Annotated in this window: 6 protein-coding genes and 2 pseudogenes; 4 read left to right on the forward strand and 4 right to left on the reverse strand. The window is 56.0% G+C overall.

The genetic code is table 11. From position 1 onward, the window contains the following. Positions 1-23: 23 nt before the first annotated feature. Both IYY11_RS01555 and IYY11_RS01560 read right to left on the reverse strand, forming a co-directional pair. The gene (locus tag IYY11_RS01555; protein WP_246719553.1) at positions 24-836 is read right to left on the reverse strand and encodes a hypothetical protein; all 813 of its coding nucleotides are present in this window, start codon (positions 834-836) and stop codon (positions 24-26) included. A 176-nt stretch (positions 837-1,012) separates the two neighbouring features. Continuing rightward, positions 1,013-2,212, reverse strand: a pseudogene (locus IYY11_RS01560) (IS1380 family transposase). A 1,120-nt stretch (positions 2,213-3,332) separates the two neighbouring features. On the opposite strand from IYY11_RS01560, the gene IYY11_RS01565 reads away from it, so the two are divergent. Further along, complete coding sequence (locus tag IYY11_RS01565; protein WP_196402460.1) at positions 3,333-3,740, forward strand: hypothetical protein; 408 nt, start codon at positions 3,333-3,335, stop codon at positions 3,738-3,740. Here IYY11_RS01565 and IYY11_RS01570 read toward each other — a convergent pair. Further along, positions 3,731-4,225 carry a hypothetical protein gene (locus IYY11_RS01570; protein WP_196402461.1) on the reverse strand — a complete coding sequence of 165 codons (495 nt, stop codon included), beginning with the start codon at positions 4,223-4,225 and terminating at the stop codon, positions 3,731-3,733. The genes IYY11_RS01565 and IYY11_RS01570 overlap by 10 nt on opposite strands. A 75-nt stretch (positions 4,226-4,300) precedes the next feature. After that, complete coding sequence (locus IYY11_RS01575) at positions 4,301-5,218, reverse strand: IS1595 family transposase (protein WP_196402462.1); 918 nt, start codon at positions 5,216-5,218, stop codon at positions 4,301-4,303. A gap of 270 nt (positions 5,219-5,488) precedes the next feature. Between IYY11_RS01575 and IYY11_RS01580 the strand changes: the two genes are divergently transcribed. From IYY11_RS01580 to IYY11_RS01590, 3 genes and pseudogenes are all read left to right on the forward strand, one after another. Next, positions 5,489-7,015 carry a sugar transferase gene (locus IYY11_RS01580; RefSeq protein WP_196402463.1) on the forward strand — a complete coding sequence of 509 codons (1,527 nt, stop codon included), beginning with the start codon at positions 5,489-5,491 and terminating at the stop codon, positions 7,013-7,015. 361 nt (positions 7,016-7,376) lie between these two features. Next, on the forward strand, positions 7,377-7,715 hold the full coding sequence (locus IYY11_RS01585; RefSeq protein WP_196402464.1) for a transposase: 339 nt from the start codon (positions 7,377-7,379) through the stop codon (positions 7,713-7,715). 60 nt (positions 7,716-7,775) lie between these two features. Next, positions 7,776-8,263 (forward strand): annotated as a pseudogene (locus tag IYY11_RS01590) (transposase); the annotation flags it as partial.

The raw sequence follows: 8,263 nt of genomic DNA on the forward strand, positions 1-8,263 counted from the left end.
TGTTCGTCGCGTGTTGCCGGTGATCAGAGATTGTTCAGACAACGCCTAATATTGGTCAGCGCCGCGGCCCTCCACATTTTTATAGTCTCCGGTTGGCGGAATAGCTTGTCTCCACGAGCGAAAAGATTTCTGAGAAAGGCGGCCTGGCCAGAATTAAAGACATCCTGCGGAATCCAGTTGAATTCAGAGCGTATGTCTTCAAAGTTTGAGGCGAACTGCTCCCAGGGAAGAGCAAGAGGGCTGAGGTCGAGATCGACAAAAAGGTCAAGATCCCTTGAGAAACCTGAATAACGCTCTCGGCTGGGCTTGGCCTCGAGGTGATTGGTCGTCGCCATGATCAGCTCCTGAACAGCCTCGGCGTCAGCTGAATTCATGCGCGTATAACGTCGAAACGTCTCAGCGCTATCCCGAACATTAAGGAAATCTGCGCGTCGGCTTTGACCTGAACCGCGCGTCCGATAAACCACGTCGTGCCAGAAAATGGCTGTCGTGATCAGCTCGGGTCGCGTTGCAAGTGCAGCCAGTTTTTCGAAGGCTTGCATAAGGTCGCTAATGTGGCGCCAACTATGGTAAGCGCGCGATTGATCGCCGTAGGCGGCGTCGAGAACCTCCCAGGCGGTAGCCTCGTGGCTCGCTTCGAGAGGGAGCCAGTAGCGACTTTTGATCTCGGATGCGTTCATGCGCAGGAACCGACGAAGACCACGTGCGGCTGGAATGTTTGGTATCGCCTCCAGCGCGTTTGCGCCGCTGTCGACAACACGCACCTCCATCCCGAAGGAAGCGATCAGTTCTCCAATAAGTCGGGATTCACCGGATAGGTCCCGGTTCCGATGCAAGTGTCCTCCAATGCGCTGCGTTTGACAATGCGCGGTCGTGTCGGAAAGCCCCGCTGGAACGCAAGATCGCGAAGGGGCGACCTGAGCCAGCCTTCCGACTACGGAAATCGCGAAATTGCCTGTCATTGGACACATCTCTCCTGTCGTTTGGCCCGAACTCATGACACGCGAACGCTCTACGCCGTGGACGCCAAGGGCGGCGGACGCAGTTCGGCGATCATCCGCAGGATGTCGGCGAACAGGCTTCTCGGAATGGCGACCTCCGCCATCTGGAACGCGACGTAGCGGGCGTGACCGACGACATTCGCGCCGATCTTGATCAGCTTTTCTTTGAGCGTCGTCATCGACCAGTCCTTGATCGGCTCCGGCGTCGCCAGCGTGCGCAAGAAGTTGCCGAGGTTGTAGGCGAGCGCATGAAGCTGAAGCCGCACGGCGTTGGCGGCGAAGGAGCGGCAGGAAAGCCGCGTCCATTTGATCGCGCCCTTGCCTCCCTGGATGTACTGCTCGCATGTGCCGCGCTTGTTGTAGACGGCGACGACGTTCTCGGCAGGCCGCGACATATTCGTCACGATGAACCCAACGCGCGGATAAAGCTCGCCCACCTGCCATTCGACCTTGGCGACGACGCGGCGCGGTCTCGACCAGCGTCCGGCCCGATAGGTGAAGTTCGCGTAGGAGCGCCGCACCTCATTCCGCGGCCGCCCCACGGGGCGCGTCAGCAGATGGCCGATCCTTACTTGCAAGAGGCGGTTGGCCGGCAAGCGAATGGCGTATTTAATGCCCTGACCTTCAAGATAGTCGTAAAGGTCGGGATTGGCGAAAGCCGCTTCGTCTCGAAAATAGATGTTAGAGACCTGGCCATTATAGCGGATGACGACCAGCTTGAGCACGCCCTCCCATCCATCGGCGCTATGGACGTTGCCGGGACGCAGGGCGCTTCTTTCGAGGTCGCCAAACTGATTGAACACAAACAGCGGATGATAGCAGGCGCACTCGTAATGCACGTTCCAGCAGCTCTTTTCCTATTTGCCATGGGTCGGACTGACGCTCGAATCCATGTCGAGGATGACGCCTTTGAGCGGGCGGAGCGAATGCACGCGGTCGATCCACTGGCCAGAAAGATCGGTGAGCGCCAATAGATTTTTGTCGGCGGTGAGCCAGCGCGTTTCGAAGCGGCCGATTTGGCTTGGCGATGCCGCGCCGGAAATGGCGGCGGCCCTGCCGCCGACGACCCAGCGCATCGCCGGATCGTGTCGAAGTCGCTCGCCGTCGTTCACGTCCTCGTAACCGGCGAGCCGACCGAACACAGACTGCCGAAACATTCCGACGAGACCATGCTGATATGGGACACGCTGCCACGTTTCATGTAATTGCATGTCGACAACAATTGACGAAGACGTCATGCGCCGCCCAAGTCGTCCGAATTCACGCCTTATCCATAGCGTCCAATTCCAATGTGATCATCGAAGGCCGACGCGTCATCATCGGTAAATTCCAAGACGCCGTCGCGCTCGACATCCAACGACGGCTTTTGCAGAGGTCCCTCGGCATCCATGCGTTCGATGTCGGGCGGTTCGCGCAGGGAAGCAGGCCAAAAACCTGCAGAAACCTCCGAATGGTGCGCCGGGTTTCATCCACGCGACAGGTACGCAGCCAGCGGGCCCACGTGCTCAGGACGCGGATGGCGACACTGGCTGACGAATATCTCCCAAAGCTACGAATCCTTCATCCTTGGCCCAGCGTGCGGTTCGCCGCCAGACATCCGAGATAGGAGCCGTGTGCGGGAATTCCGCACGCACGGATCTGTCCGGGGGCGTTCAGCAATGAACGTCCCTACCGGGAAACTTTCTCGAGAGATTGCCCTCCCGGCAACCCCGGCCGGTTCAAACCACCGGTACGAGGAAAACCAAGGTTACTCGATGAATTTTCCAACGAGGAGATGAAACGCGTTGAGACCCTTCCTACCCTCGTGCGCAGGATAAGGAGCGGCAATGACGGGCCACCGGCGCGGCGATGTTCCGGCAATTATGCACTTGACTTAGCTGGTAAGCGTGAGCTAGACAATGGGAGACAGGCCGGCGCTAAAACCAAGTGAAATTGAAGTCACGCCCGAGATGATCGAGGCGGGAAAAGAGGCGGTCCTCAGTTCTATTGGCGATCTTGTGCCATCTGTTGGCGGTGAAGCTCGCGACTTAGCGTTGGCCGTCTATTTGGCCATGGAGCGTTCCCGCTCTGGAGAGCACAGACGATAGCTAGAGCGTAGTTTCTAAGCTTATTTGCGCGCCATGTTGATAATTCTAACTCATAAATTAAATTCTTTCCCGCTAACCTACGAGCAAGTGGGTTCCCAAGGAGATTGAATGGCAGCGCGACAGTGTTATTTGCGCTTTTTTGTAAAACTATTGGGGAGTGAACAGCCTCATCTCTTCGTCCAGAAAGTTCATTAGATTCGTTAATAAGCCAGATAATATCATCGGAATGTGTGTTTGGAAGTTTGTGTTTCCAGTTTACAAATGCGCCGGCTTCTACAGCCGCGCGCAGCATCCTTTTTTGGTTCCTATCGCTTTGCTGCGAATGCCAAATAGAGAGAGGTATGCCTTTGTTGGGGGACGGGAATGTCTCTGCAAAGATCAGCCCAACAAACTCTTGGAGCATATTCCAAGCGGTTGTCACTTCACCGATTTTGGCAATATATATCTGGTGATCGTCTTCTTCCAGCGGCGGGAGAACGTCGTTAGGTGGGCGGGACATATGGCAAACCATGGGAAAGAAGTTGTTGGCGGCAATCAGGAGGACAAAATTCTAAAACGTCTCCTCTCAACCCCGCCACAGCCTAAGCCAAAAAATGACGCCAGCGTGAGTCAGAAGAAGCGCGGGCGGCCGAAGAAGGCTGGTCAGAAATAGGTTGGTTTGATCCTGTTGACGGGAGGATTCCCGCCGCGCGAAAAATGCACTTCTTCGGTGCACGCATTACACCTAAACCTGAAGAAGGATGGGCCATTTTGCACTGCTTGGAGAAAGCGTTTTTGGCCGGCTGTGTAGCAGTTTGCACAGAGGCGATGCGGAGGTTCGCCGCCGCTCATTCCTTCCTTCAGTTCATAGCAGACAATACCAGGAGCGATCTCGGCAAGTTGGTAGCGCTGTTTCTCTGTTTCCCATGCTTCAAGGTCGGCAATGCGTTTTTTGAGGTCGCTTATCGTATCAACCAGCGCCGAGCGGTCTTGTTGAATCGCGAATATGCTGTTTTGGGCCTCGACAATTTGCGCATTGAGTTTCCCGACCTCTGCAAGGAAGGCTGTGGAATCGCGCAACTCCACAGCCGCCGCCGCAATATCCTTCGCGGCCTTGAGACTCGTAATAAGTTGAGAAATAGCAAGCATATCAGCCATGTTGCTCAGTCTCTCTAAGCGTGACGTTTGCGCCAGCGGTTGAAGCGGCGCGCCTTCTGCTTAATCGTCTTAGGCTCAACGAGGCTGATTATACATTAGTCGCTTGCCTTCCGCGCCCTTGAGCGCGCGAGCGGCGCGTTCCGTGTCTTCGACGCCAAGGGCCGTGCGGGTATTGTAGCGGAAGTCAAATTCCGCGAGATAGCGATGCAGATGCGCCTCGCTGACTGAATGATAGGTTCCGGTAATCCCGCGCTTTAGGATCGAAAAGAAGCTCTCGGCTGTGTTGCAGTGAGCGTAGCCACCGAGGCGCGCATACTCATTCGCGCTGTGGTTTACCGTATGATGATTGGCGAATTCCTCGCCGATTTTGGGATAGATAAGACTTTCATCGGTCATCAGCGAGCTAGCGCGGTTGGCGTTGGTCACGATGATCGGGCGCACGGTCTTCGCGGTCACGTTGGCGACGTGGAAGGACTTGGCGCGGCCATCGCGTTCGATGAGCGTCACAACGGCTTTCTTAGGCGCAGGCTCTTTGAAGGCGCGGTTCTTGGCTTTACCGCCGACGTAGCTTTCATCGGCTTCGACAACCTTGTTCGCGCCGCCAAGCCCGCCTGTGGTCTTGTGGCTATCATCGGTCATGGCTTCGCGAATGCGGTGCGCGAGAAACCACGCTGTCCGATAGGAGCCGAGGCAGAGGTTCCTCATCAGTTGATGCGCCGAAATGCCTTTCTTGCTGGACGCCATCAGATGGATAGCGAGCAGCCACTTATGCAATGGAACGTGCGAGCGCTCCATAACCGTGCCTGTGCGGCAGGTGAACTTGTCGCGGCAGTCGTTGCACAGGAACATTCCGGCCTGCGTCTTGCCTTCCATGCGGCGGACGTTGACCGATCCGCAATGCGGGCAGGTCACGCCATTTGGCCAGCGCGAGGCTTCGATATGCTCGCGGGCGGTGTCTTCGTCATGGAAGCGAGGGGCGGAAAGGTTGATCATCGGTTCTAACTCCAATGACCAAGTTATCGCTTACGCGGCTTGCTAAGTCAAGTGCATAATTACCGATGTTCCTTTGGCATAGATTCGCGCGCTCGAAGATCTTTGGAAAACCAAAACAAAATTCAGCTGTTAGAATTGATCTAGTAAGCCCCGCCGGGTGGTGGCGGGGCCATCGATTGACAGCAGCCGCAAGTCAACGCCGCTGACGTCAAAAAAAAGGCGTGATTTTTTCACAAGGCATATTTGACGGAAGTCTTTCGGGGCACATTCATGCGTCAAGTCCTCTTGTTGGGAATCGACCTCGGCCTGATTTTGTTCGCTACGATCGCAGCTTTCCTCCTGCGCGTGAACATCGACGTCTCAGTTGATAAGGTGTTTGCACTTTTGCCTTATCTCGCATTCACGACGGGAATCAGCGCCGTCACCCTACTTGTGCTTGGCGTGAATTGCACGGTCTGGCGCTATTCGGCGTTCTCCGATTATTCGCGGCTTCTCGTCGCGACGGCGGCGATAGTGATAGGTGCTGTTGCATTGGGGTTCGGCTTCAACCGGCTCGACGGCGTTCCTCGTTCGCTGCCAATCCTTCAAGGGCTACTGATTCCTACCGTTCTCGTCGGCGCAAGAGTTACTAGGCGTGTCTTGCGTGCCTTCGAGGAGCGATCTGTGCCTGTGATCATGGATGCCAAAGGACAGGTCAGCTGCGACACTGTACTTGTCGTCGGTCTCAATCGATTGACTAACCTATATCTGCAGGCCGTGGCGCAGTTTGCGGAGCATCGCGTCCATGTCGCTGGTCTTGTTGCCGAGAACCCGATCTACGTTGGAAATTTGGTGGGCGGCAAGCGCATCCTGGGCTCTGCTGAAGAGCTCTCAAAATTGATATGCGAGCTTGAAATCCATGGGGTTTTTGTGAACCGAGTCGTCGTTTCGATGCCATTACAAATGCTTTCACTCAAGGTTAGGAGCCAATTAAACGAAATCGAAAAAACGTCAGCTATCAGTGTGGAAATACTTACCGAGGGGTTGGGACTGACGCCGATTGCCGAGGCTACCAACGAAAGAAAGACGTTTTTCGAGTTCGACGCCGTTGATCATGCTGCGTTCAAGAAGCAGCGATATTTGCGGTTGAGGCGGATAGTTGAACGCGTGGGCGCTCTAGGGATGCTCGTTCTTATAACGCCCTTCCTGCCCGCGCTCGCACTTTTGATCGCATTCGATGTTGGAATGCCGGTTGTGTTCTGGCAGCAACGCCCAGGCTTGAACGGTCGCCCATTCAAATTATACAAGTTTCGTACGATGATCGCTGCCCACGACGAAAACGGTGTCCGAGTGCCGGACGAAGACCGTTTTTCTGCGATTGGGCGCTTCATGCGCTATACCCGATTAGATGAACTGCCACAGCTGTTCAACATCTTGAACGGGGAAATGTCATTCATTGGTCCTCGCCCATTGCTTCCAATTGATCAACCGGCTCAAACGGCGCGCCTACATGTACGCCCGGGCCTGACAGGATGGGCCCAAGTAATGGGCGGGAGAGCAATTTCTCCGTCAGATAAGGCAGCACTCGACGTCTGGTATGTGCATAACGCCAGCCTCGCCGTCGATCTGAAGATTATCTTTCACACAATCAAAATGATTATCTGTGGGGAGCGCGTCGATGATGCAGCCATACGCGGTGCGTGGAGTGACCTCGAAAGAAGGAAAATCTGTGCTGGTTCTCCGACAACAAAGGAGGCTTGTCACGCCGGTACCTTCGCTAGAGGTGATGAGTCCGAAGTGGTTCCTGAGCTTATGTGAAACATCAGCTCGGCTACAGTATGCGCGAACTGAAAATCCGTATGGCGTCTATCCAGGATTTTCGGTGACGGCGTGAGATATGTCCGTCGTGGGTGGCTTGCTCCGCGGCATGCAACACCGAGGGTGGGCTAAATGATCCATGGAGCATTCTACGACGACTGAAGCCGTGGGCCGTAACGCCCCGCGGCGCCAAAAGAAGAGAAATTCAGCTCACACCACGCTCTTACGCGCGGCCGCGATTCCGCGATCTTCGCCATCAAATCGGTTTTTCGAGCTGGGATAATCTCCAGCAGGTAGCGCGACAACGCTCTCTCACCAGCAATAGCATGGCAATCATTGGCTTGGCGGGAGGAGAGCGATCATGAGCTACTATGTTGGGTTGGACGTCTCCGTGAAACTGACAGCGATTTGCATCATCGACGATGCTGGAAACGCCGTGATGGAGCGCGTTGTCGCCAGCGATCCGGACGACATAGGCCGATGCATCGAGGAATTCGACGGCGAGATCGGCCGCATTGGTCTCGAAGCAGCTCCGCTGGCGCCCTGGCTTTTCGGCGGACTAGCCGAACGCGGGCTGCCCGTCGTCTGCATCGAGGTCCGCCAAATGAAGGCCTTCGCAAAGGCTTCGCCTATCAACGACGCACGATTGATCGCGCAAGCGATGCGCACAGAGAGCTGGCCCCGCAAATTCGGACAGTGAGATGAGTGGATTTTCTGCCTGACGGCGGCGAGGATTCTCGCTGCGAATCAGGAGCATTCGATGACGAAGAGGAGCCGCCGGACGCATTCTCCGGCGTTCAAGGCGAAAGTGGCGTTGGCCGCGATCAAGGGCGAGAAGACGCTGGCCGAACTGGCGCAAGCAGTTCGACGTGCATCCGAACCAGATCACGACGTGGAAGAGCCAGCTTCTGGAAGGCGCGGCGGGCGTGTTCGGGCAGGAGAAGGCGGAGCCGAAAGAGGCGGCCGTGGATTTGAAGTCGCTTCACGCCAAGATTGGCGAGCTGACCCTGGCCAATGATTTTTTAGAGGGCGCGCTCAGCAAAGCCGGCCTGCTGAGCGCAAAGCGATGATCGATCGCAGCCACGCCTTCCCGATCAAAGAACAAGCCAGGATGCTCGGCCTTTCGCGGAGCACGGTCTATTACAAGTCTCGGCCGGTGTCGGCCGAGGACCTGAAGCTGATGCGGCGTCTCGACGAACTGCATCTCGATTATCCCTTCGCCGGAGCGCGGATGCTGCGGGATCTGTT

This window comes from Methylocystis sp. H62, assembly GCF_015709515.1.
Taxonomy (GTDB): domain Bacteria; phylum Pseudomonadota; class Alphaproteobacteria; order Rhizobiales; family Beijerinckiaceae; genus Methylocystis.